This is a genomic window from Mesorhizobium sp. WSM4820 (assembly GCF_055811075.1).
Genome location: NZ_JBVVQN010000001.1, coordinates 436,219 through 457,340, shown reverse-complemented (window position 1 = coordinate 457,340; position 21,122 = coordinate 436,219). Strand labels below are relative to the sequence as shown.

The following is a 21,122-nucleotide window of genomic DNA, read 5'->3' as shown; positions in this document are numbered from 1 at the left end:
TCGCCAAAATACTTGGTGATCGCCGCCGTCAGCGACGTCTTGCCATGATCGACATGGCCAATCGTGCCGATGTTCACGTGAGGCTTTGTACGCTCGAATTTACCTTTTGCCATAGTCTCTTTCCTTGGACGGCCGGGACCTTCAGTTCAGTCGAATGCGGGGCGATTAGCGACTGCGGCCGAAAAACACAAGTGTCTTGTGGCCGGGGGCTTTCTCACCCGGTCTGAACCCATGATCCGGTTTTCGGGGATGTGGCGCGGATATAGGAACGAACAAGAAGAAATGGAATGGCCTGACATAGGTTCCGCGGCTGCCGGCATTCAACCGACGGATATTGCCGCTTCCGCCTGTCCGCATTGCCGGATTTACTGCCGGATCTGGCCCATTGCCGGTGTGACGCCGGTCTGATTTCCTGATCCGATGCAATTCATTCCGATCGCTATCCGCGGCCCGCTGTTCATGATCCTGTCGACCGGGTCCTATGTCGCCAACGACACCATGTTGAAGCTCGCGACGGTTGGGCTGCCGCCCTATGAAGTGCTGTTTTTGCGCGGGACGGCGGCAACGCTGTGGGGCATCCCGTTGCTGTTTGCGCTGGGCTACGCCAGGCAGATCCCGCTGATCCTCGACAGGAGAGTGTTGCAAAGAAACCTGCTCGAGCTGGCGGCAATCCTTTGTTACGTGGTGGCGCTTGCCAACATGCAGATCGCCGATTCGACCGCCCTGGGACAGATCACGCCGCTGCTCATGCTGATTGGCTCCTCTGTCCTGTTCGGCGAGCGGATCGGCGGTTTGCGCATGGCGCTGATCGGGCTCGGCTTCATCGGAGCGGTGATGGTGGCGCAGCCGACGATGCAGGGAATCTCGGTCTACGCCTTGCTGGCGCTCGGCAATGCGGCGTTCGCCGCCGCGCGCGATCTCGCCGGGCGCCGGGTCGCCGCCGACGTGCCCGGAATGATCGTCGCAATTTCCGCGGTGGTGGTGGTGCTGGTCGGATCAGGCGCCGCGCATCTGATGTCGGAGCGTTGGGTGATGCCCGAGACGCATCATTTGCTGCTGATGGCCGGGGCCGGATTGTTCCTGATTTTTGGCCATTTCTTCATCTTCATGGCCTATCGCGCCGGGCCAACCGGGGTGGTGGCGCCGTTCTACTACTGCTTCACCGTCTGGGCGGTCATTTCCGGCCTGCTGGTGTTCCAGCAATTGCCGAACGCGCTGGCGATCGGCGGCATCCTGCTGGTGGTGGCCAGCGGCCTGACGATCGTGTCGCTCGACGAGCGTAGGCGCCGACTGACCGTCGTGGCCTAGACCTGGATACTGCCCCTAAAGGCTAATCCTCGGCTCAACAAGCGAGCGTTCAGACATTAAGTGAATGAAATCGCGCGGCGTTCGGGGGTAGACGATCCGGCCATCCGCAAAGCTGCCGGATCGCCGAAAACATGCAGCGTAGAGGTGTCATTGGGATCGCCCTCCGGAATGCCTCCCCATTTCTGCGGTCGTAATAATCGACAAGAAAACCATAGTCGTAGCGGCAAAACCGCATCGCCTTGGCCAGTGCCGCCGACGGTAGATCCACGGGGCTGATTTTCCTGCCGCCGACCTGCAGCCGGGGCAGGTCGAATGCACTGCCGCTCACGGAGGACAAAACGCCTCCACCTCTGCTCGAATTTGAATACCCTGTTCGAACAGGAACAGGCTGCAGCCGGCAAAATAGCGCGGCGACGCCACGTGGAACTGGATCTCCCACGAACATGCGCAGTATTTATCGATGTTGAAAACGAAGGTATCGAAGTCCGGTCGACCGGAATGCCGAGCCTTCCAAGCTTCTCCTTGTCCACGTCCGGCCTACTCAGAACCGGAGTGCCACTAATCGTTCAGAATGAACGTAGCCGAATAACGACCTAGCGCGGGGCAGCGGGAGGCGAAAGGGGCGCGTATATTACACCTCCGACGGCGCTATCAGTGACTGCTTTAACGCTGCCCGGATGAGTTCCCGCCAGCGTATCCTTTGGGATACAACTTATGCTATACATTTCTACAACGACCGTATTGCCGCGAGTTGCAGATGAGCTATTCGTTTGCTCAACATGAGCGCCCGCGGAAATTGACTGTGTAACTGTATTCTGCGCAATAGTTGTTGGCGCTGTTGACGCATCTAAAACAAGCTTTCCGCCCTGATCTGCCGCGGCGGTTACATTAAGGCTTACGGTAACTTTGCATGGGAATAAGCCTAGCTTTAGATCGCTCTGGCGCAATTCATTCTTCATTCGCGCAAAACCCGCCCCTACGTCTGAAAGGGCATTCTCGACGGTTAAGGTGGTAGGATCTGCAACGTCCTTTGGAGTGAACGCCGCACACCCCGTAAGAATAGCAGTGGAAATTGTGCAAAGAAATCTGTGTGTCCTCATTTCGATCGCCCCTCCAAAAGCACGCAGATATAATTGTCATATATATATTTCTTACTTGCCGACTCTCTCGGCGGCACTGCTCCTCGATCTCGGCGAGTTGATATTGACGATTTATTGGCACGTTATTAGCGTTATGGCGTAGCCACACTTGTTGCCTCCGCGAGACGATATCTGGCTCCGAGTATATCGCGAACAGCCTCGCGCTGCCGCCAACGCATCATAGTTGCCATAGCAAAAGAGAAACTCGTCGAAACTACCAGCACAGCGCGACTTATGTTCACCCTCACACACAATAAACGTCTTGCTTCCAACCGGGAGCGCGTTCTTGCCAAGCCACACTTCAATCGTCCCAGGTTTTGCATCGGCAGCCACCAATTTCGGCGTCACCTGAGCACCTAAGATAGCTGACATTGTAATAGCGATTTTGTTTCCACTATCGGCATCCTCTGAATGGAAGTACCGAACCTCATTTGCGTCAGGTGATGCTTGCACGTAATCAATTGCGTTGGCGACATTAAAACTAGGAAATTGCTTACTCAAGCGATCGATTAATGATCGCGCTAACTCTTCTTGATTCCGACTGTACGCTTGTACGAAAATACGTTTCGGAGCTGGAGGAAGGTCGCCGGACGACGCACAGAAGACCACACGCATGTACCCGGGGATGCTGTCTCGCGACAACTTAACTGGGAGATCTCTGCCGGAAGCGCCAACTAACAATGCCGCTAGCTTCCTTATGAATATGCTGTCTTCAGATAGATAGATAGCATCGACTCCGGTGTCGTATCCTGTGCTCAAACTGCCCATTGCGGCAGATCGGAGCCGCACAGACCTTACAAATGCGTCGGGTATATCTGAAGAACCATAAGAGGAGTTTGTCATGCGAGCGAAAGTGCCAAGCGATGCAGCATATTCAGCAGCGGCTAACGCATTCGCTTCGGAATGACCACAATACATGACGTCGACTGTCACGGGTTGAGCGAGCGGAAACGCCTCCTCCACAGTAAAGTCAGATTTGTACACAGTCTTCTCTGGGGAATAGATCGTCTCTTGAGCACGAACAATCGTGCTATTCGCCCCAGAAAAGAAGATGACCAGCAATAGCAAAAGGATCCTAGTCATGGGACTGGACACTCCATGAAGCATATTTCCGGTGGTGGCCTGTTCAGCGATCCCGCCTCATCTGGAACCTGCGGCCGGGCCTTGAACTTTGTCTTCTCAAAAATTTCATCAGCAACTGTTCTAAGCAGATGGTCGACTGTTGGTAGCTTAACCATTTGGGTTGCGAACACGATCGCGAATTCACTATTTGTATTGAAATTGCCATCTGGAGCAGGGTCACCGTCTGCCGTAGAATAAAACATCTTTATTCCCCTGACGGCCAGCGCCGACTGCTTAGTGGGTCCTGATGCGACCAATCCCTTCTGCGCAAGTTTTTCATACAACGGATTATCTCGGCAAGCATCAAGAACAACCAAAACCGTACCCCTGCCCGGATCCCCAATCATCCCTAAAACTTCCCGGGTGATCTTAATGCCTCCCCTGAACAGGGTTGCACGGGATCCATGCTTAACGTACATATCAACCACTAATGGTATGTCGAACTCGGCGTCTGTTCCAAAAATATAAGCATCCCGATCAAGTTGAATGCCGTGGCCAGCATAATAAATAAACCCAAAAGGTTGGGAGGCCTTCATATATCTCTGTGAAAAATCTTCCAAATTCCTCAGAATATCAATTCTATGACCGTTGCACACAACAAAAATGTCGTCTTTACTCCACCCCAACTTAAGTAGAGAACTTCTTATAAGTTCCACATCGTTGCAAGGATTGCTCAAGTCAGTTAGACGATTGGTTGGGGTCAATTGCTCATAGGTGTAGACTCGGTTCTGGTCATAGTCCCAGTTCCCGATTAGTAGCGCGATTTTAGTTTGTTTGCCCGAAGCCGCTAATTGCTCCGCGGCAAGCAAGGGTTTGGTCACAACAGCAATGCAAAGAAGTACCACTGCTCCTGTTAGTAAATTCATCCGCATGCGGCCAACCACCCTTTGAATACTCTAAAAAGAACTGCGCTGAAAATCGTTCACCTTTTGTTTTGAGCGAAATAGCTCGCGCCAAGTTGACCCCGCCTTCACGGGACGGCACGAACCGCCTTACCTGCATTCAGCCTGCCGTGTCCAAAGAAGTCATCGAAACCAGAGTCTCCGAGATCATCAGAAGTTTTGCTGATAATGTCTCTCACTTCCCGAGGCGTTAGGCTACGATTGAGAGACAACATGAGAGCAGCGACTCCAGCGACGAAAGGAGTTGCGCTCGATGTACCATTGAACGACGACGTATAGTCACCACTCTCATAACCGTCGGATCCAGTAATATCTGTTGTGTGTATGTGGACGCCAGGTGCTGCAACTACGATTTCTGGACCAAAATTGCTTCCCCAAACCTCGCCGTCTCGCGATGTCGGACTTTTGAATTCATCCCATTCATTTGTAGCGCTCACGGCAATTAGGGGCCGCTTGCTTGCAAGTTGTGCCGGGTAACTGACAGGGCTGTGTTCGTTGCCCGCTGCGAACACAAATACCCGCTCCCTTTCAAGGCCATAGTCAATTGCATCGTTGATTAGGTTCGATGGCGCACCACCTCCCCAGCTGTTGCTCAAGATGTGCGCGCCACGGTCTACGGCCGTCTCAAGACCCCGTGCAATGATGCGGTTATCGGTGTCCCACCCGCCAAAAATATTCCCGGTCGCTATCCGAACTGGCATCAATTTGATTCCTGGCGCAACTCCGGCGACGCCCACAGCATTATTCGCTACCGCTCCTATAATACCGGCGCACGCGGTCCCGTGCCCGTCTGAGGACCTAGGTTGCTGATCGTCATCATCGTCGACAGCGTCGTATGGGTGAATAATAATGTCTCTTAAATCTTCGTGAGAAGTATCAACACCCTCGTCCACAACGGCAACTATAACCGGGTCGCCACCATCAATTTGAAGCGAGGCTGGTGGATTTGAAACAAACGACCACGCGTCCAACGCATTCACGTCTGCGTCCACAATCCCCACGGGGCTGCCACGGTTGTCGAGGGCCCACTGACACGAGAAGAACTTATCGGTACGGATGTCGCTAGGATCGCAGGTAAAACTGTCTAATGCTCCGTTCCGCGGCTCACCTCGCGGCCGTGCTGGATATAGCCTGATAAGATTCGGCTCGGAATAACGAACAGATGCGGCTTGGTTCAATTGATTAGAACGCTCCAAAGCACCGACCTCGTCAGTATCTTTGAATGCGACATAGTAGCGGCCGCGCTCACTATCACCTGCATCTGTCACCATGCCGCCGAATTCAGAGATCGTAGAATTAGCCTGATCTGGAGAGATGCCTGTATCGAACTGGACGACGAATTCATTTACCAGGACGTGATCTACCCCAGCAACGGTGTAGACAGGCGGCTCCGAGGCAATGCCCCCCAGGCTATTCAACGAGGACCGCAGCCCTTCGGTCGACAGTGGCCCTCCTGTCGGAATTACGACGATACTGTGACGTGCCAATGCCGGTGAAACTGTTGCGTTTACACCAGCTCCTAAACGCTCAGGAACACTCCGAGGCTGGATGCCAGTCTGCAGATTTAGCTTAAAGGCCCTATAATTATCGGATGGACGCAACTCCACCTTATTCCCATCCACCAAATAATAAAGGTTCGATTGCGCTAAAACGTCGGTATTTAAACGGATGCTCACCAGGGAATAGCACGCAATCACTGCGCAAGAATAACGCATCAAAATATTTAGAGCACCGGGCAAGAATTTCATGTTCCGCATGACGCGCACTCCCCCTCGATACATTCCAAAGGATGCAGACCTACATTATTTTGCCCTATGTTTGAAAGCTAGCATGCTCGTTTGGCGCAGAAGATCCAGCGGGGCAGGTCCTTCTCCGCTCGTGTAGCGGCGGGTAGCAAGGCTGTCACAATGATCCGAAGCATTCCCAAGTCAGATCGCAGTAGTTTTCTGTTGTGGGGCGGTAAGGACGAGCGCATTCACAACTTGCAGTGATGAGGCGAATTTATTCTTGGCCGGTATGACAGGTGCGTGAATCGTCTGCACCATCCACACTTCTCTCCGCCGAGGCCGATTGTCCCTACACCTGTCAGACCGCTTAGAATCGCCCTAGCGCTACCTAACTGCCGTCTCAATCTGCATGTCGGCGACATGAATCACCGCCTAAACGAGATTGCCCTCGGGGTCTGTCGGCGTCGCGCCTGAGGTTCGCGTTATCACACGAGATATCCTCAATATATATCCCAGATTCCGGCGAAACGTCAAGACGAGTGTCGAAAAGACGAGTGTCGAAAGGGGGGAAAACCCGTGCGATAAGGAGATATTGGAGCGGGTAGCGGGAATCGAACCCGCATATTCAGCTTGGAAGGCTGCTGCTCTACCACTGAGCTATACCCGCGCATTTCACCCGAAAACCGCAATGCGCTTTTCGCCGAGGCCTTGCGTTTCAGGGCTTCCGGGCCGGCAGTGGTGGAGAGGGTTGGATTTGAACCAACGTAGGCATAGCCAACGGATTTACAGTCCGTCCCCTTTAACCACTCGGGCACCTCTCCAGTCTGCCGCCGGAGCCATGCAACGAGGCATCGACGCGTCGCGACCGCGTGAGCAGCCCGTCGCGAAGCGCCTTATGGCGGCAGCGCCCAAAACTGTCAACCGCAACATCCCGGCAAAACGCGCTGAATTTGTTGACGACCCGACGAGCAGGGTTTTGCAGCTGTATCCTTAGACAGACGACACGGCTATAGAACCGGCCATGAGCAATGATAACAAGCCCAAGACCCCAAAAGACACTCACTACGCCAAGCTGCGCCGCGCGCATCGCGACGAGAAGAGCGGCGGCGCGCCGGCGTTCAGGCCGCGCCAGCCGGTACCACCAGGAGAGACCGTCGCGGATGGGCTGGTGCGGCTGTACGGCCTGCACACGGTGCGAGCAGCACTCGACAATCCGCGCCGTCGGATCAAGAAGATGCTGGTGACGCGCAACGCCGCCGAGCGGCTGGCTATCGCCGACCTCACCGCCCTGCCCTTTGAGACAGAGATGGTCGAGCCGAAAGACATCGACAAGGTCACCGGCTCCGACGCCGTGCATCAGGGCGTGCTGATCGAAGCCGAGCCGCTAAAACCCAAGCGCCTCGATGCGCTCGGCGATACCACGCTGGTGCTGGTCCTCGACCAGGTCACCGATCCGCACAATGTCGGCGCGATCCTGCGCTCGGCGGTCGCCTTCGGCGCCGGCGCGCTGATCACCACGGCGCGCCACAGTCCGCATGAATCCGGCGTGCTGGCAAAGTCGGCCTCCGGCGCGCTGGAGCATATCGACCAGATCGAGGTAAAAAACCTCGCCGACGCGCTCGGCCAATTGCACGAGGCCGGCTTCCAGACCATCGGCCTCGATTCGGACGGACCGGCGGAACTCGAAAAGAGCTTTTCGGGAGAAAAGATCGCATTGGTGCTGGGCGCCGAGGGCAAGGGCCTGCGCCAGAAGACCCGTGAAACGGTGACGACGCTGGCCAGGCTCGACATGCCCGGCGCCATCCGTTCGCTCAACGTGTCGAACGCCGCGGCGGTGAGCCTTTATGCGGCGAGGAAGTTTTTGGGTTAGGGGAGTAGGGGAGTAGGGGAGTAGGGCAGTAGGGCAGTAGGGATGCACTTGCTGCGAGCCGCAACCCGCCTTGCTGCCTATCCTTACTCCCCTATTCCCCTATTCCCCTATTCCCCTATTCCCCTACTCCCCTAACTCATATCCCGCCATTCGCTCCAGCGCCCTGACCAGCGCCGAATGATCCTCCTTGGCGCCGCCATTGGCCGCGCAGGAGTTGAACAATTGCTGCGTCGTCGAGGTGTTGGGTAGTGCCACGCCGAGCGCTTTTGCCCCTTCCAGCGCGAGATTAAGATCCTTCTGGTGCAGTTCGATGCGAAAGCCCGGGGCGAAGCTGCGCTTGATCATGCGCTCGCCGTGCACTTCGAGGATGCGCGAGGCGGCCAGCCCGCCCATCAGCGCCTGCCGCACCTTGGCCGGATCGGCGCCGGCTTTCGATGCAAAAACAAGCGCTTCCGCGACTGCTTCAATGGTCAGCGCGACGACGATCTGGTTGGCGACCTTGGTGGTCTGGCCGACGCCGTTGGGGCCGACCAGCGTGATGTTCTTGCCCATTTTTTCGAACACCGGCCTGGCGCGTTCGAAGGACTTTTCCGCGCCGCCGACCATGATGGTCAGCGACGCGGCCTTGGCGCCAACCTCACCGCCCGACACCGGCGCATCGAGATAGTCGCAGCCGAGGTCGTTGATCTTCCTGGCGAATTCCTTCGTTTTGATCGGCGAGATCGAGCTCATGTCGATGACCAGCTTGCCCGCGGTCAAACCCGGGGCGACGCCGCTGTCGCCGAACAGCACGTCGGCCACCTCAGGCGTGTCGGGAACCATGGTGATGACGATGTCGGCGGCACGTGCCACGGCGTGATGGCCGGAGACGGTTTTTAGACCCTTGGCGACGAGATCGGCCGGCGGTTTCGAGCGATGGTGGCTGGCGACGACGGTGTAGCCGGCGTCGAGCAGATGCCCCGCCATCGGCGCGCCCATGATGCCGAGGCCGATGAAGCCGATGATGTCCATTGATGTTCTCCCTGGTGTTTCCTTGTTGAGGCCGCGTTCCGTCGCGCCCCCTCTGGCCTGCCGGCCATCTCCCCCACGGGTGGGGAGATCGGCAGTTTCGGCGCCGGCTTTTACTTTTCCAACCTCGAAAATTGGCGAAAGCGGCGGTGACGTCCAATCTCCCCACCCGTGGGGGAGATGGCCGGCAGGCCAGAGGGGGGCGCGAAGGAACTCGACGTCAATTGTAAACGTCCCCTACGCCGCCGCCTGCCCGGCAAACTCCCGGAACCAGCCCAGCCCGGCTTCCGTCCCGCCCTTCGGCTTGTATTCCGCCCCGATCCAGCCGGTATAGCCGATGCGGTCGATGTGACTGTACAGAAAAGGAAAATTGATCTCGCCCGTCCCCGGCTCATGACGGCCGGGATTGTCCGCCAGCTGGATATGCGCGATGCGGCCGAGGTTTGCCTCGATGGTGCGGGCGAGATCCCCCTCCATGATCTGCATGTGATAGATGTCATATTGCAGGAACAGGTTTTTTGAGCCGACGCGGTCGATGAGCGCCAGGGCCTGGTCCGAATAGTTGAGGAAGAAGCCGGGAATGTCGCCGGTGTTGATCGGCTCGATCAGCAGCCTGATGCCGGCCTGCTCCAGCTTCTCGGTCGCGAAAGCCAGGTTTTCGGCGAAGACGTCTTCCAGCACCGAACGCTCGACGCCTTGCGGTGCGATGCCGGCGAGGCAGTTGACCTGTTCGCAACCCAGCGCATGCGCATAGGTGATCGCCTTGGCGATGCCTTGCCGGAACTCGGGAACACGATCCGGCAACACCGCAATGCCGCGCTCGCCCTTGCCCCAGTCGCCGGCCGGCAGGTTGAACAGCACTTGCGTCAGGCCGTTTTTATTCAGCCTCGCCGCAACGACATCGGGCGAATGGTCATAAGGGCCGATATATTCGACGCCCCCAAAACCGGCGCGGGCGGCGGCTTCGAAGCGGTCGAGGAAATCGTGCTCGCCAAAGAGCATCGAGAGATTGGCTGAAAAACGCGGCATCTTTTTTCTCCTTGTTCTCGCCCGGCCCAAGCTGTGGTGAGATTCAGGTCAGGCCGCGCCGAAAATGGTGGGTTCCGAGAACCGGAGCGGAGCGTACTTTTGGTACGTGAGCACCGGAAGCGCAGGAAACCGCCGTTTGCAGGCCGGCATCACCTGAATATCAGCACAGCTTAGTCCAGCATGACGATCGCCGTCGGCGCGTCTTCGTGGTGTTCGGCAAGCTCCTCGAACTCGGTGATCTTGTCGATTTCGGTGCCCATCGAAATGTTGGTGACACGCTCCAAGATGAATTCGAGCACGACCGGAACCTGGTGCTCCTTCATCAGGCGCTGCGCCTGCTTGAAGGCGCCGGCAAACTCCTCCGGCCTGCGCACCCGGACCGCCTTGCAGCCCATGGCCTCGGCGACAGCAACATGGTCGACGCCGTAGCCGGCCTCGGGATCGTCCTTCCGGTTGACGTTCTCGAAGGCGAGGCTGACCTCGAAATCCATCGAAAAGCCGCGCTGCGCCTGGCGGATCAGGCCGAGATAGGCGTTGTTCACGACGACATGGATATAGGGCAATTTGTGCTGCGCGCCGACCGCCAGTTCCTCGATCATGAACTGGAATTCATAGTCGCCGGACAGCGCCACGATGTTGCGCTGCGGATCGGCGGCGCGAACGCCAAGTGCGGCCGGCAGCGTCCAGCCGAGCGGGCCGGCCTGGCCGCAATTGATCCAGTTGCGCGGCTTGTAGACGTGCAGGAACTGCGCGCCGGCGATCTGCGAAAGGCCGATCGTGGTGACATAGGTGGTGTCGCGGCCGAACGCCTTGTTCATCTCCTCGTAGACGCGCTGCGGTTTTAGCGGCACCTGGTCGAAATGCGTCTTGCGCTTCAGCGTCTTCTTGCGGCCTTGGCATTCCCTGGCCCAGCCGGACCAGTCGCGCAGTTTTCCAGCCGTCTTCCATTCGGTGGCGACGTCGAGCAGCATTTTCAGCGCCGCACCGGCATCCGAAACGACACCGAGATCCGGCGCGAAGACACGGCCGATCTGGGTCGGCTCGATGTCGACATGGATGAATTTCTTGCCCCTGGTGTAGACGTCGACGGAGCCGGTGTGGCGGTTGGCCCAGCGGTTGCCGATGCCGAAGACGAAATCGGCCTCGAGCATCGTCGCGTTGCCGTAACGATGCGAAGTCTGCAGCCCGCACATGCCGGCCATCAGCCGGTGGTCGTCGGGGATCGCGCCCCAGCCCATCAGCGTCGGGATCACCGGCACGCCGGTGACTTCGGCGAACTCGATCAGCAGATCCGAGGCATCGGCATTGATGATGCCGCCGCCGGCAACGATGACAGGCTTTTCCGCCGTGTTGAGCATTTTCAGCGCTTTCTCGGCCTGGCCGCGCGACATTGCCGGCTTGAACGGCACCAGCGGCTCATAGGCATCGATGTCGAACTCGATCTCGGCCAGTTGCACGTCGACCGGCAGGTCGATGAGAACCGGCCCCGGCCGCGACGAGCGCATCAGGTGGAATGCCTTCTGCAGCGCCATCGGCACCAGATAGGGTTCCATGACGGTGACTGCCCATTTGACCACGGGTGCTGCGATGGCAGCGATGTCGACGGCCTGGAAATCCTCCTTGTTGAGACGCGCCCGCGGCGCCTGGCCGGTGATGCAGAGGATCGGGATGGAATCGGCCGCGGCCGAATAGAGGCCGGTGATCATGTCGGTGCCGGCCGGACCCGAAGTGCCGATGCACAGGCCGATATTGCCTGATCTGGCGCGGGTATAACCTTCGGCCATGTGCGAGGCTGCCTCGACATGGCGCGCCAGGATATGGCGGATCGTACCCCTCGCCTTCAGCGCCGAATAGAACGGGTTGATGGCAGCACCCGGCACGCCAAAGGCGCAGGAGGTGCCTTCTTTTTCCAAAACGAGAACCGCTGCGTCGACTGCGCGCATCCTGGCCATGTCAGCCTCCACGGAATTGTTGATGGCCGAGAATGCCAGCGCGCCACATATTTTTCAATTTTTTCAGAATATTTTTTCATTTCCAAGAAACGGTTGCTATCTCCTGATTTAATTGGATTTTCCGTTTTTCAAGAAATTCACGTGGCGAATCAGTGAAAAACTTCTTTATTGCGCGTTTGGCGAAATCGGCAAGAATGCGACTATGGAGACCGCCGAAAAACGCCAGCGCGGACGGCCGCGCGCCTTTCACGGTCCGGCCGAGGCGGCCTCGGTGCAGTCGCTCGACCGGGCGCTGCGCATCCTGGCCATCGTCGCCGAAGGCAGCGGCCTGTCGCTGAGCGAGATCGCCGCGCAGAGCGGCCTCCCCGCCTCCACCGCCTACCGCATGCTGACGACGCTGGAAAACCACGGCATGGTCGAGTTCGACAGCACCGACCAGCTGTGGTCGATCGGCGTCGAGACCTATCGCATGGGCGCGGCGTTCCTGCGCCGCCGCAAGCTGGTCGACCGCGCCCGCATCGTCATGCAGGAATTGATGGAGAAGACCGGCGAGACCGCCAATCTCGGCGTCGCCGAGGACGACTGCGTCGTCTTCGTCAGCCAGGTCGAGACGCATCAGGCGATCCGCGCCTTCTTCCGGCCGGGCACGCGCAGCTCCTTCCATGCCTCAGGCATCGGCAAGGCGGTGCTGGCGCATCTCGAGCCGCAGCGCGTCGGCGCCGTCCTGCGCCGGACCGGGCTGGAGCGCTTCACCGAAAAGACGCTCTCCGACATCTCGGCGTTGGCCCGTGATCTGGTGACGATAAAACTGCGCGGCTGGTCGGTCGACGACGAGGAACGGCACCCCGGTATGCGCTGCGTCGCCGCGGCCATCTTCAACGAGTTCGGCGAGCCGATCGGCGGCGTGTCGGTTTCGGGACCGACGGTGCGGGTGACGCCGGAGCGGCTGGCCGAGATCGGCCCGCTGGTGCACGATGCGGCAGCGGAAATAACCAGGATGATTGGTGGTCTGCCGCCAAGCCGCGCCGCCGAACCGGGTTCACTCTTCGAGATTGGCGCTGCGCGCTCACCTTGACAGCCGCCCGGCTACGGCCAAGTTTGGATCCACCTTCTGCCAGCCGACGCCCGAAAGACGCATGAGCCTCCAATCCGTCAAAGCCTTCTTCGCCGAATATGCCCGCGACATCGAGGTGATCGAAACGCCGACAAGCTCGGCGACCGTCGCGCTCGCGGCCGAGGCGCACGGCGTCGAGCCGGGGCAGATCGCCAAGACCATCTGCCTGCGCGTCGGTGACCGGGTCATGCTGGTCGTCGCCCGCGGCGACGCGCGCATCGACAATCGCAAATCGCGCGATGCATTCGGCGGCAAGCCGCGCATGCTCGATGCCGAGCAGGTGGCCGAAATCACTGGCCATCCGATTGGCGGCGTCTGCCCCTTCGGCCTCGCCTCGCCGTTGCCGGTCTATTGCGACGTATCGCTGCGCGCCTACGATCAGGTCGTGCCAGCGGCCGGCGCAACCAATGCAGCGGTGAAAATAGGCGTCGAGCGCATGGCAGCGCTGACCGGCGCCGAATGGTGCGACATCTGTCAGGATGAGCTAGCCCCGGGCACCGCGCTCTTGGTCGATAGGTCGTAGAAATCAAGCAGCATCGCCAGCCCAACTCCGCAGGCGGTGAAGATCAGGCCGGCGATGAAGATGCGGGTGGCACGTTCATGGACGCGTCGCTGTAGAGACGTTGTGTCGAGCAGCAACCGCAGCGCTCGTATCTGCAATGCAATGCCTATCAAAATCGGCACGACGGCTGCCAGGTGATAGATTTCCCAAGGGAGCGGGTTGGCGGCCCAATGCGTGATGAAGCCCAGCGAGAAAGCCAGTAGAATGCCGACGGTGGTGATCGTGCCGTTGCGGAAATCCGTCTCAATCTGCTCTTCCTTGGGTTCGTGCTCGTCCAAGCGTCCCTCTCCCTCTGGTGCCTTGACCGCCAGACTAAGCTGTCGAAAAATCCCTGTACATCCCTCGCTGGAACCGGTTGCGGTGCCGGGTTCAATCTTGCAACCCAGACAGCTGAAAAAGGGGCAGTGGGTGCCCCTTTTCCCTTGCCTGAAACGGTTCACCTCCCCTCAAAGCCGGCAGCGGTGACGGTAACCGTCGTAGCCGACATAGGTGTCGGAGTACGGATCGTAGCTCTGATAGCGGTTGAGGCAGCGCCGAACGTGCCATGAGCCGCCATTTTCCCGGATGTAGACGGTGCGCGGCTGGGCGAGCGCGGTGCCGAGCAGGAAGCCGCCGACGCCGGCGGCGATGCCGATGCCAAGGTGCTTGTTGTGATGGTGCTTGTGATGGGCGGCCGAAGGCTGAACGGTGCCGGCCAGCATGGCGGCGGCGACAGTGGTCGCGATGAGGCCGGAAACGATGGTGCGCTTGAACATGACGATCTCCTTGCTGGAGAGGCGATCCATCCGCCTCTTGACCATCTGTCGTGGCAGCAAGGAAAAAGGTTCGACGTTTTTTTCGATTTTTCTGAACTGGGTTTGCGCCAGGCGCGCAATGACGACCGGCGAAGAGCGCCGGTTGGCAGTCCGGCGGCGGGAGGCCTCAGCCCATGCCGGTGATGTGGCGCAGCCAGAAGGCGAGCGCGATGAAGCCGATGATGGTGGTGACGCCGGTCCAGTCGACATTGGCGCTCTTCAAAACCTTGATGAGCTTCACCAAGAGAAACCAGGCCACGACGCCGATCAGGGCAATGACGACAAGTCTGATCATGCGACACCCTCGCCTATGCGATTGCACCTTCGAACGATATAGGAAGCCAATTGGCCGTTTTCAGGATGCCCGCGCCGGCAGCTCCGGCGCGCTTGTAGGCAAAACAGAGTTCATCTTTACTGGCGCAACAAATATGCTAACCGGAGCGCCGTGCCCTTGTAGCTCAGCTGGTAGAGCAGCGGTTCGCCAGATATCACTGACGTCTTTGCGGATGCTTTCGGATTGCAGCAAGCACCGCGCCGTCATCCAAGCTACATTCAACAGACCCTACCGCGGCCAGCGCATCAGTGGCATCCACCGAATCCCCACCCGGTCCAGGCCCTCTGATGACGAAATGTCCTTTCTCACATGTGAAGTCCCATTTGTGCAGCTGCTTGTAGGATTCCGTCTTGCCTTCGTTTTCAGCATGATAAAGCACGACGTAACCATCGGGCTTCGTGACGGAGAGCATCTGTTGTATTGCCTTGAGCGGACTAGCGGTGTGATCTATACAATTCTGTCCATGCACGATGTCGAAACTGTAATCGTCAAATTGCGCTCTAAGATTTTCGGCGTCACCAAAGACTGTTCGCACAAGAGGTTGGATCCCAAAATCTCTCAGAACTTGATCATATTCCGATGCCAGCAGGTCAGTTGCAGTAATCCTGATCTCTTTCGAAGCATGCACTTTGCCGAGCTTCGTCAAGGGGCCAGCGCCCACATCGAGTATGTAAACTGGGTTGGTCGTCAACCTGTCGACATATCGCCCAACGTGATCCTGAATTGGTAAATTGGGGTCAAGACGTTCCTTGTAGTCCTCTGGCCAGAATGATCCCTGAGTGGAGAACCAGTGTCTCCAAAACAGAACTTCGTCCCTGAGCTGTTGGGATCGGCTGTCTCCCTCCAGCCAGCGCAGGATCTTTCGTCCGAGCCGCCGAGCCCTAGTCAACACCGATGTCGATCTTCTCAGAGACCCTTCTCTAGCCATGACAGGAATCCTCGCGGTGAAGAGGGTTTACGGTCCGCTCTGGCCACGACGACGACCGGGCAATGACGACAAGTCTGACCATGCGACACCCTCCGCCTATGCGATTGCAGTTTCGGCCATTATAGGAAGCGAATTAGCCGTTTTCAGGATGGCCACGCCGGCAGCTCCGGCGCTCTCTGGGCAGCCGAAAACGGAGTTTTGTCTTTACTGGCGCACCAAATATGCTAACCGGAGCGCCGTGCCCTTGTAGCTCAGCTGGTAGAGCAGCGGTTTTGTAAACCGAAGGTCGGCGGTTCGATTCCGTCCGGGGGCACCAAAGCCTGTCGTCTTGAATGAAGCCGGCCTTTCGGATTTTGCCGCGCTGCGCAAGGGGGGCGAGGGCCAATCGGGACCTCTAGATCCCATACATCAGGGCAATGAAGAATACCGGTGCAAAGATCAGGAAGATCGCCATTACTATAATCACGGCGAGGGCTAGGCGCTCTGTTCGCCTGACGATTGCAACGATGTCATCGTCGCTCGACGAAACAAGATCAACCACCGAGAAATCTGTTGGGTCAGGCGTTTGATTGTCATTGGCGGGTCGGCTTGCGACCGCATCGACATTCTGTTTGCTCTGGATAAGGGTCACAGTTCTTTCCGCCGTTAGGGTGCCACATCGGGTGCCCGCCGATGCGTATACAGCGGGGCACCCGGAACCATCGATGAAGGGACTATGCTCGGCGGCCAAATACCAATTCTTTGCCAAGATCTTGGTTGCCAGCCTCAGCCCTCTGTCTTTAACGCACAGACTTCAGTCTTACTGCGTCATGGACCATAGCCCGGCGCCGGAACTAAGTGCCCGCCGCTCCCGTTGCCGACCAGTGATAATTGAGAATAGGAGATAGTCATGGCTGACGGTCCCACCGTTGTTAACTCAGGCGGAAATGGCGCCGGCACCGCTGTCGCCATCGTTCTCGCTATTATCGCAATCGTGATCCTGCTGTTGTTCACCGGCGTTATCAACATCAACGGCGGGGGCACCGGAAAGGACGTCGACGTAAAGGTTGAAGCGCCTACGGTCGAAGCGCCCAACGTCGAAGCGCCAGCCGCGTCCGCTCCGGCTGAGCCTAGCGCACCTGCCCCAGCCGCGCCCGCTCCGGCAGAGCCGGCCGCACCTGCTCCGGCAGCACCCGCTCCGGCAGCACCTGCTAACGGCGGCTGATTGTGACATCGGATATCAGGCCCGGCGGGATGCGCTTCCGGGCTCCATGTTGAGGGCCGTCCACACTCTGCAAAGCGGCCCACGCAACAGAAAGCCGTTCCATGGAGTTTCAATCAGTTGCGGGGACCAGCAAAGGAGGATCGCTTATGAAGATGCTCGTCACCCTCCTGGCCGGCATTTCGCCCCCCTGACGCTTCTGCCGCTTGGAAAAGATATCAACGACCAAGTTGGTGCACCCGCTTCTGCAATATAATTTTCGGTTAATGATGGCGACAGCTATCTACCGATAGAGTCTCGGGTACTTGGCCTTCTCAGTGTGGCAATCATCCCTGCGCCGCACCGCTTTGTTGTAAGCGGCTTCATAGGCGCGGATGGCCCTCTTGAACTTAGGTGGATTGGGTGTCAGGTGTTTATCGACACCGTCGTACAAAAGGACTGGAACGGCTATAATGGGTTTTCCATTTTCGTTCAGCTTACGCCGTTGACGTTACCTGCCATTGTAGCGGCCAAATTCAACTTGGCGTCGGCCATCCGAGCCAGGAAAGTAATGTTTTGCGGCACTCCCTGTCCGGCTGAAGCAGCCGAAGATATGACGCAGACTGCCGCGCCGAGGGTAATCAAAATGCGGTTCAAAAGTTGCCCCCTCAATATTTGGCGATCTCGACCCAAGCATCGCCCGTCCCTGCAAAGCGAGGTTGAAATAATTCAATTCGAAAAGCAATTGGCGTTACGCGACATTGCGAGGATCACCGCACGCGATGCCTCGCCACCGCGTGTTCGATCAACATGTCGATGATCTGGCAGTAGCCGACGCGAGATTATAAGCAAGCGGAATGGTTATTGAGTTCGAAGCGTGCCCTGCTCTTTAGCGACAGTGTCGAAGCTTTCCTGGGGCGAAGCTTGATCCTAAGATGTAGCCGGAGGGGCACAGGAGACGCGGTTACTGTGATCCCCCGACATTGTTTCCGGCACGGCATGGCTTGGTCATCGCTTTCTCTTTGTCATGAGTGCGCGGACTTTGACGATCATCGCAGCATTGGACTTCAGCTGAAAGGCACGGATCTTTCGCATGTGTCGATCGGCTACCTCCTTGTAGTAAAGGATCGGCCGCATCGCTCGCTCGTATGCTGCTTCTTGTCCGGCGCACAATTTCTGCGCTTTTCTCGCTAACGAATACGGATCGCCGCGCTGAACTGACAGCTTTGCCGACCACAACTGATTGCATTTAATCAAGGCGCTCTGTTCGGCCTTGTACCTCGGATCGACTGCTGCTCGGGCGTCAGCAGTAAAAATCATAAGTCCCACTAGTGTCGCGAGTAAAAAACGCTTCATTGCAGCCCCCCAAAGAGGGGTAACACAAACTGAAATTTCTCTACCTTTCAAGCCCGACGCCCTGGTGATCGTCAGGGTCGGTCGAAAATCTGCTCGTCCCCGATTTCCACAGGCCGGGCCATAGCCCATCAGCTTCAACGCATATATTCCGGAGCAGAACCACAGGTATTCCGTAGTGGAAAAAATAGGAGTCGCCGTTGGAGCAGAAACGCACGATCGCACCGTTTATCGGCGGCATGTATGGTGGTCTCGCTGCCCTGGCGTTGGCGTTCGGCTTCCGCTTCCTGATGATTGCCGATCCCGATCCGACCTCGCAGGCAACCATAGCCCTTTCGGGAGTGGCCTTTTCGATCTGTTTCAGCCTGACCTTCCTTCGCGAGCATCGACGCCAGATTGCCGCCGCCAGAGAATTTCTAAGCCGTCCAAGATCGTATCAGGACTAAACCCCCGCGTTTCGCAAAGCAAAGCGCCATGCCTCCGGTCCGGGGCATCAGAACCAACGGGATGCAGCAGGGTGATGCGGACCGGCCGGCATCTCCTGCTCCCGGCCATTTAATGCCATTCGATTAAAATGCCCCTGCGTATATTAGCAATCACTCAATTTAGCGCGCCGACAATGTCCGAGCGGTGGGCTAAACAACGGGTAGTGTCATGCGAAGCGACTTCGCTGCGGCGCGCGAGCTCTTGGAGTGTGCCCAAAACCGGCTCTGCGGCATGGACGAAACCAGCCAGCGCGTCAGCGAGGCACTCGACTTGCTGATTGAAGAAATAGCCATCGCGGAATTCCGTAAGGCGCCACTGACCGTCGTGCCGTTTCCACGTGCGCGGCCACCCAGGCATGCTCGGTAGAACACCGCCGATGTAGTCAACAGCGGAAGTGCTCCCACCAGCGAAATTGAACCGGTGCGATTGCGGCTTAGCGGCGTCCGAGCCACCAGAAATCCCATCGGGAGCCCCTCAAACCGCGATCGCCGCCACCAGAATCCGGTTCTGCCTTCGTATCGCGGCGCGCAGTTCGGCAATCCTCGCCCCGTCGCGCTTCACGAATTCTATGAACATCATGTTCATGTTATTGAACACCAGTTCGCCGAGCGCCTGCCCGTCGATATCCCGGCGGACCAGGCCGAGCCCCTGCAGCCGGGCGATCAGCGCGCGGATCTGCTCGGTCAGCGCCCGGTCGAGCGCCGTGTAAGCCTGCCCGAACGGGCTGTCGGGCAGTTGCGTCGAGATCGCCATCGCCTGCCGCCACATCTCCTTGCTGAGATAATGCAGCGAATGCTCGATATAGAGGCCGAGCAGCGTGTCGAGCGCATCGCCGACATTGGCCGGCGGGTTGGCGACCACGCCCTGCCCGGCATTGAGCACCTCGTTGACCTCCATCGAGACGATGGCGCCGAGGATGTCGCCCTTGTTCTGGTAATAGTTATAAATCGTGCCGACCGAGACTTCCGCCTGCGCCGCGATCGTCTCGATCTTGGCGCCTTCATAGCCGGTGTCGCGAAAAAGCGCCGCCGCCGCCTCGATGATCCGGCGATGCCGATCCGCCTTTTGCCTTGCCCGCAATCCGCTCATGTCGGCTATCTGCCATAAAAACAGAATTGACTCAATTTTAGAATTGGTTCAATTTTTTGCCAGAAGCCAGAAAGGCAAGGGAGAACACTCGATGACCATCAATCAAAACACCCCGAATCCAACGACCAGGAAGCCGCTGTCGGTTCTGAAGAGCCACCTTCACGCCGCGTGTGCAGCGACAGCGCTGCTGCTGGCGACGGGCAGCCTCGCTCAGGCCGCCGATCTCAACGCTCTGATCTGGTGCGATCACGCCGACCCGGCGCTGCTGGCGCCTTTCGAGGAGGCCAATGGCGTCAAGGTCAATGTCAAGGAGTTCGAGGGCACCGGCGCCGGCATGGCCATTGTCGAGCAGTCGCAGCCCGGCGACTGGGACGTGATGGTGATCGACAGCATCGACATACCGCGCGGCGTCGAAAAGGGCCTGTTCGAACCGCTGCCGGAAGACAAGCTGCCGCTGGCCGACCTCTTTCCCCAGGTGAAAATGGACAGCTCCACCGTGGTCGACGGCAAGCGCTACGGCATCACCGAAAAGTTCGGCTACAACACCATCGGCTACAACAAGACCAAGGTCGATCCGGCCGACATGCAGTCGCTGGCCGCGCTGACCGGCGACAAATACAAGGGCAAGATCGCCATCTACGACTATTACCTGCCGGTCATCGGCATGGCAGCGCTGGCGATCGGCAAGAAGACCGCTGAGCTGACCGAAGCCGACCTTCCGGCCATCAAGCAAGAGCTGCTCAAGATGAAGGCCAATGCCAAGCTGGTCGGCGAAGTGACCGCCAGCCAGACCGCGCTGGCGACCGGCGAGGTCGACATTCTGGTCGGCGGCGGCGAATGGGTGACGGCCGGGTTGGCCAAGGAGAACCCTGCCCTCGACTTCTCGATTCCCAGAGAAGGTGCTGTGCTGTGGTCGCAGTCGCTGGCCATGTTCAAGGATTCCAAAAACAAGGACACGGCGCTAAAATTCATCCAGTACATCATGAGCCCTGAAGGCCAGGCGCGGCTTGCCACCTCTGCCTGCTATTGGGGCATGCCGGCGAGTACCAAGGCGGCTCTGACCGATGAGCAGAAGAAGATCCTGCGCTTCGACGAGCAGCCGGACTTCCTCGCCCGCGCCCAGCCCTACCCGGCGCCGGATGCCGATCTCGACAAGAAGATGCAGGACGTCTGGACCGAAATGCTGCAGGCGCAGTGACCGGTCGCCGGTCGTGAACTCTACCAC

Annotated in this window: 22 protein-coding genes and 3 tRNA genes; 8 read left to right on the top strand and 17 right to left on the bottom strand. The window is 58.3% G+C overall.

Annotated elements, in window-relative coordinates:
- Nucleotides 1-113 (bottom strand): GTP-binding protein (locus tag AC0L2R_RS02335; RefSeq protein ID WP_156465080.1); only part of this gene is annotated, 113 nt, incomplete at its 3' end.
- A 307-nt stretch (nt 114-420) separates the two neighbouring features.
- Here AC0L2R_RS02335 and AC0L2R_RS02330 point away from each other — a divergent pair.
- Nucleotides 421-1,308, top strand: a complete 888-nt coding sequence (locus tag AC0L2R_RS02330) for a DMT family transporter (protein WP_473507613.1) — start codon at nt 421-423, stop codon at nt 1,306-1,308.
- Between the two features lie 49 nt (nt 1,309-1,357).
- Here AC0L2R_RS02330 and AC0L2R_RS02325 read toward each other — a convergent pair whose 3' ends face one another.
- The 6 genes from AC0L2R_RS02325 to AC0L2R_RS02300 form a co-directional block, all read right to left on the bottom strand.
- Nucleotides 1,358-1,636 carry a hypothetical protein gene (locus tag AC0L2R_RS02325; protein WP_473507612.1) on the bottom strand — a complete coding sequence of 93 codons (279 nt, stop codon included), beginning with the start codon at nt 1,634-1,636 and terminating at the stop codon, nt 1,358-1,360.
- Between the two features lie 883 nt (nt 1,637-2,519).
- On the bottom strand, nt 2,520-3,530 hold the full coding sequence (locus AC0L2R_RS02320; protein ID WP_473507611.1) for a hypothetical protein: 1,011 nt from the start codon (nt 3,528-3,530) through the stop codon (nt 2,520-2,522).
- Complete coding sequence (locus tag AC0L2R_RS02315; RefSeq protein ID WP_473507610.1) at nt 3,527-4,441, bottom strand: caspase family protein; 915 nt, start codon at nt 4,439-4,441, stop codon at nt 3,527-3,529. The genes AC0L2R_RS02320 and AC0L2R_RS02315 overlap by 4 nt, the downstream gene beginning before the upstream one ends.
- A gap of 98 nt (nt 4,442-4,539) precedes the next feature.
- Nucleotides 4,540-6,228: a S8 family serine peptidase gene (locus AC0L2R_RS02310; protein ID WP_473507609.1), complete on the bottom strand. Its 1,689-nt coding sequence runs from the start codon at nt 6,226-6,228 to the stop codon at nt 4,540-4,542.
- A 563-nt stretch (nt 6,229-6,791) separates the two neighbouring features.
- Nucleotides 6,792-6,865: transfer RNA gene (locus AC0L2R_RS02305), tRNA-Gly, on the bottom strand.
- Between the two features lie 69 nt (nt 6,866-6,934).
- Nucleotides 6,935-7,019: transfer RNA gene (locus AC0L2R_RS02300), tRNA-Tyr, on the bottom strand.
- Nucleotides 7,020-7,219: 200 nt separating this feature from the next.
- Here AC0L2R_RS02300 and AC0L2R_RS02295 point away from each other — a divergent pair.
- The gene (locus AC0L2R_RS02295; RefSeq protein ID WP_473507608.1) at nt 7,220-8,068 is read left to right on the top strand and encodes a TrmH family RNA methyltransferase; all 849 of its coding nucleotides are present in this window, start codon (nt 7,220-7,222) and stop codon (nt 8,066-8,068) included.
- 123 nt (nt 8,069-8,191) lie between these two features.
- Here the strand turns inward: AC0L2R_RS02295 and AC0L2R_RS02290 are convergent, their stop codons facing one another.
- The 3 genes from AC0L2R_RS02290 to gcl form a co-directional block, all read right to left on the bottom strand.
- Nucleotides 8,192-9,079 (bottom strand): 2-hydroxy-3-oxopropionate reductase, encoded by an 888-nt coding sequence (locus AC0L2R_RS02290; RefSeq protein WP_473507607.1) that lies wholly within the window; start codon nt 9,077-9,079, stop codon nt 8,192-8,194.
- Between the two features lie 234 nt (nt 9,080-9,313).
- A complete protein-coding gene (gene otnI / locus AC0L2R_RS02285) occupies nt 9,314-10,105 on the bottom strand; it encodes a 2-oxo-tetronate isomerase (RefSeq protein WP_473507606.1) in 792 nt (263 codons plus the stop codon).
- A 170-nt stretch (nt 10,106-10,275) separates the two neighbouring features.
- Complete coding sequence (gene gcl, locus AC0L2R_RS02280; protein WP_473507605.1) at nt 10,276-12,057, bottom strand: glyoxylate carboligase; 1,782 nt, start codon at nt 12,055-12,057, stop codon at nt 10,276-10,278.
- Between the two features lie 202 nt (nt 12,058-12,259).
- Between gcl and bhcR the strand changes: the two genes are divergently transcribed.
- Together bhcR and AC0L2R_RS02270 are read left to right on the top strand one after the other, a co-directional pair.
- On the top strand, nt 12,260-13,132 hold the full coding sequence (gene bhcR / locus AC0L2R_RS02275; protein ID WP_473507604.1) for an HTH-type transcriptional regulator BhcR: 873 nt from the start codon (nt 12,260-12,262) through the stop codon (nt 13,130-13,132).
- Between the two features lie 61 nt (nt 13,133-13,193).
- Nucleotides 13,194-13,694 (top strand): YbaK/EbsC family protein, encoded by a 501-nt coding sequence (locus tag AC0L2R_RS02270; protein WP_473507603.1) that lies wholly within the window; start codon nt 13,194-13,196, stop codon nt 13,692-13,694.
- Here AC0L2R_RS02270 and AC0L2R_RS02265 read toward each other — a convergent pair.
- From AC0L2R_RS02265 to AC0L2R_RS02250, 4 genes are all read right to left on the bottom strand, one after another.
- Nucleotides 13,646-14,011: a hypothetical protein gene (locus tag AC0L2R_RS02265; RefSeq protein ID WP_128168541.1), complete on the bottom strand. Its 366-nt coding sequence runs from the start codon at nt 14,009-14,011 to the stop codon at nt 13,646-13,648. The genes AC0L2R_RS02270 and AC0L2R_RS02265 overlap by 49 nt on opposite strands.
- Before the next feature lie 168 nt (nt 14,012-14,179).
- On the bottom strand, nt 14,180-14,488 hold the full coding sequence (locus AC0L2R_RS02260) for a BA14K family protein (RefSeq protein ID WP_473507602.1): 309 nt from the start codon (nt 14,486-14,488) through the stop codon (nt 14,180-14,182).
- 166 nt (nt 14,489-14,654) lie between these two features.
- Nucleotides 14,655-14,822 carry a hypothetical protein gene (locus AC0L2R_RS02255; protein ID WP_473507601.1) on the bottom strand — a complete coding sequence of 56 codons (168 nt, stop codon included), beginning with the start codon at nt 14,820-14,822 and terminating at the stop codon, nt 14,655-14,657.
- Between the two features lie 193 nt (nt 14,823-15,015).
- Nucleotides 15,016-15,789 carry a class I SAM-dependent methyltransferase gene (locus AC0L2R_RS02250; RefSeq protein ID WP_091591227.1) on the bottom strand — a complete coding sequence of 258 codons (774 nt, stop codon included), beginning with the start codon at nt 15,787-15,789 and terminating at the stop codon, nt 15,016-15,018.
- 240 nt (nt 15,790-16,029) lie between these two features.
- Between AC0L2R_RS02250 and AC0L2R_RS02245 the strand changes: the two genes are divergently transcribed.
- Nucleotides 16,030-16,105 (top strand) — tRNA-Thr (locus tag AC0L2R_RS02245).
- Nucleotides 16,106-16,183: 78 nt separating this feature from the next.
- Here AC0L2R_RS02245 and AC0L2R_RS02240 read toward each other — a convergent pair.
- Nucleotides 16,184-16,420, bottom strand: coding sequence for a hypothetical protein (locus AC0L2R_RS02240; RefSeq protein WP_473507600.1), 237 nt, complete (start codon nt 16,418-16,420; stop codon nt 16,184-16,186).
- 258 nt (nt 16,421-16,678) lie between these two features.
- Here AC0L2R_RS02240 and AC0L2R_RS02235 point away from each other — a divergent pair, with 258 nt between their 5' ends.
- Nucleotides 16,679-16,993 (top strand): hypothetical protein, encoded by a 315-nt coding sequence (locus tag AC0L2R_RS02235; RefSeq protein ID WP_473507599.1) that lies wholly within the window; start codon nt 16,679-16,681, stop codon nt 16,991-16,993.
- Between the two features lie 984 nt (nt 16,994-17,977).
- Here the strand turns inward: AC0L2R_RS02235 and AC0L2R_RS02230 are convergent.
- The gene (locus AC0L2R_RS02230; protein ID WP_473507598.1) at nt 17,978-18,463 is read right to left on the bottom strand and encodes a hypothetical protein; all 486 of its coding nucleotides are present in this window, start codon (nt 18,461-18,463) and stop codon (nt 17,978-17,980) included.
- Between the two features lie 59 nt (nt 18,464-18,522).
- Here AC0L2R_RS02230 and AC0L2R_RS02225 point away from each other — a divergent pair, with 59 nt between their 5' ends.
- Nucleotides 18,523-18,768: a hypothetical protein gene (locus tag AC0L2R_RS02225; protein WP_473507597.1), complete on the top strand. Its 246-nt coding sequence runs from the start codon at nt 18,523-18,525 to the stop codon at nt 18,766-18,768.
- Nucleotides 18,769-19,282: 514 nt separating this feature from the next.
- On the opposite strand, the gene AC0L2R_RS02220 is transcribed toward AC0L2R_RS02225, so the two are convergent.
- Nucleotides 19,283-19,897 (bottom strand): TetR/AcrR family transcriptional regulator, encoded by a 615-nt coding sequence (locus AC0L2R_RS02220; RefSeq protein WP_473507596.1) that lies wholly within the window; start codon nt 19,895-19,897, stop codon nt 19,283-19,285.
- A gap of 91 nt (nt 19,898-19,988) precedes the next feature.
- Between AC0L2R_RS02220 and AC0L2R_RS02215 the strand changes: the two genes are divergently transcribed.
- Entirely contained in the window at nt 19,989-21,095 is a 1,107-nt protein-coding gene (locus tag AC0L2R_RS02215; protein ID WP_473507595.1) for a polyamine ABC transporter substrate-binding protein, read from the top strand.
- Nucleotides 21,096-21,122 lie beyond the last annotated feature (27 nt).

Bases quoted from the DNA above. Each gene is read 5' to 3' on its own strand.
- AC0L2R_RS02255 (WP_473507601.1), bottom strand. From the start codon at position 14,822: ATGATCAGACTTGTCGTCATTGCCCTGATCGGCGTCGTGGCCTGGTTT.
- AC0L2R_RS02215 (WP_473507595.1), top strand. From the start codon at position 19,989: ATGACCATCAATCAAAACACCCCGAATCCAACGACCAGGAAGCCGCTG.
- AC0L2R_RS02315 (WP_473507610.1), bottom strand. From the start codon at position 4,441: ATGCGGATGAATTTACTAACAGGAGCAGTGGTACTTCTTTGCATTGCT.
- AC0L2R_RS02220 (WP_473507596.1), bottom strand. From the start codon at position 19,897: ATGAGCGGATTGCGGGCAAGGCAAAAGGCGGATCGGCATCGCCGGATC.
- bhcR (WP_473507604.1), top strand. From the start codon at position 12,260: ATGGAGACCGCCGAAAAACGCCAGCGCGGACGGCCGCGCGCCTTTCAC.
- AC0L2R_RS02250 (WP_091591227.1), bottom strand. From the start codon at position 15,789: ATGGCTAGAGAAGGGTCTCTGAGAAGATCGACATCGGTGTTGACTAGG.
- otnI (WP_473507606.1), bottom strand. From the start codon at position 10,105: ATGCCGCGTTTTTCAGCCAATCTCTCGATGCTCTTTGGCGAGCACGAT.
- AC0L2R_RS02270 (WP_473507603.1), top strand. From the start codon at position 13,194: ATGAGCCTCCAATCCGTCAAAGCCTTCTTCGCCGAATATGCCCGCGAC.
- gcl (WP_473507605.1), bottom strand. From the start codon at position 12,057: ATGGCCAGGATGCGCGCAGTCGACGCAGCGGTTCTCGTTTTGGAAAAA.
- AC0L2R_RS02330 (WP_473507613.1), top strand. From the start codon at position 421: ATGCAATTCATTCCGATCGCTATCCGCGGCCCGCTGTTCATGATCCTG.
- AC0L2R_RS02260 (WP_473507602.1), bottom strand. From the start codon at position 14,488: ATGTTCAAGCGCACCATCGTTTCCGGCCTCATCGCGACCACTGTCGCC.
- AC0L2R_RS02295 (WP_473507608.1), top strand. From the start codon at position 7,220: ATGAGCAATGATAACAAGCCCAAGACCCCAAAAGACACTCACTACGCC.
- AC0L2R_RS02235 (WP_473507599.1), top strand. From the start codon at position 16,679: ATGGCTGACGGTCCCACCGTTGTTAACTCAGGCGGAAATGGCGCCGGC.
- AC0L2R_RS02320 (WP_473507611.1), bottom strand. From the start codon at position 3,530: ATGACTAGGATCCTTTTGCTATTGCTGGTCATCTTCTTTTCTGGGGCG.
- AC0L2R_RS02290 (WP_473507607.1), bottom strand. From the start codon at position 9,079: ATGGACATCATCGGCTTCATCGGCCTCGGCATCATGGGCGCGCCGATG.
- AC0L2R_RS02310 (WP_473507609.1), bottom strand. From the start codon at position 6,228: ATGCGGAACATGAAATTCTTGCCCGGTGCTCTAAATATTTTGATGCGT.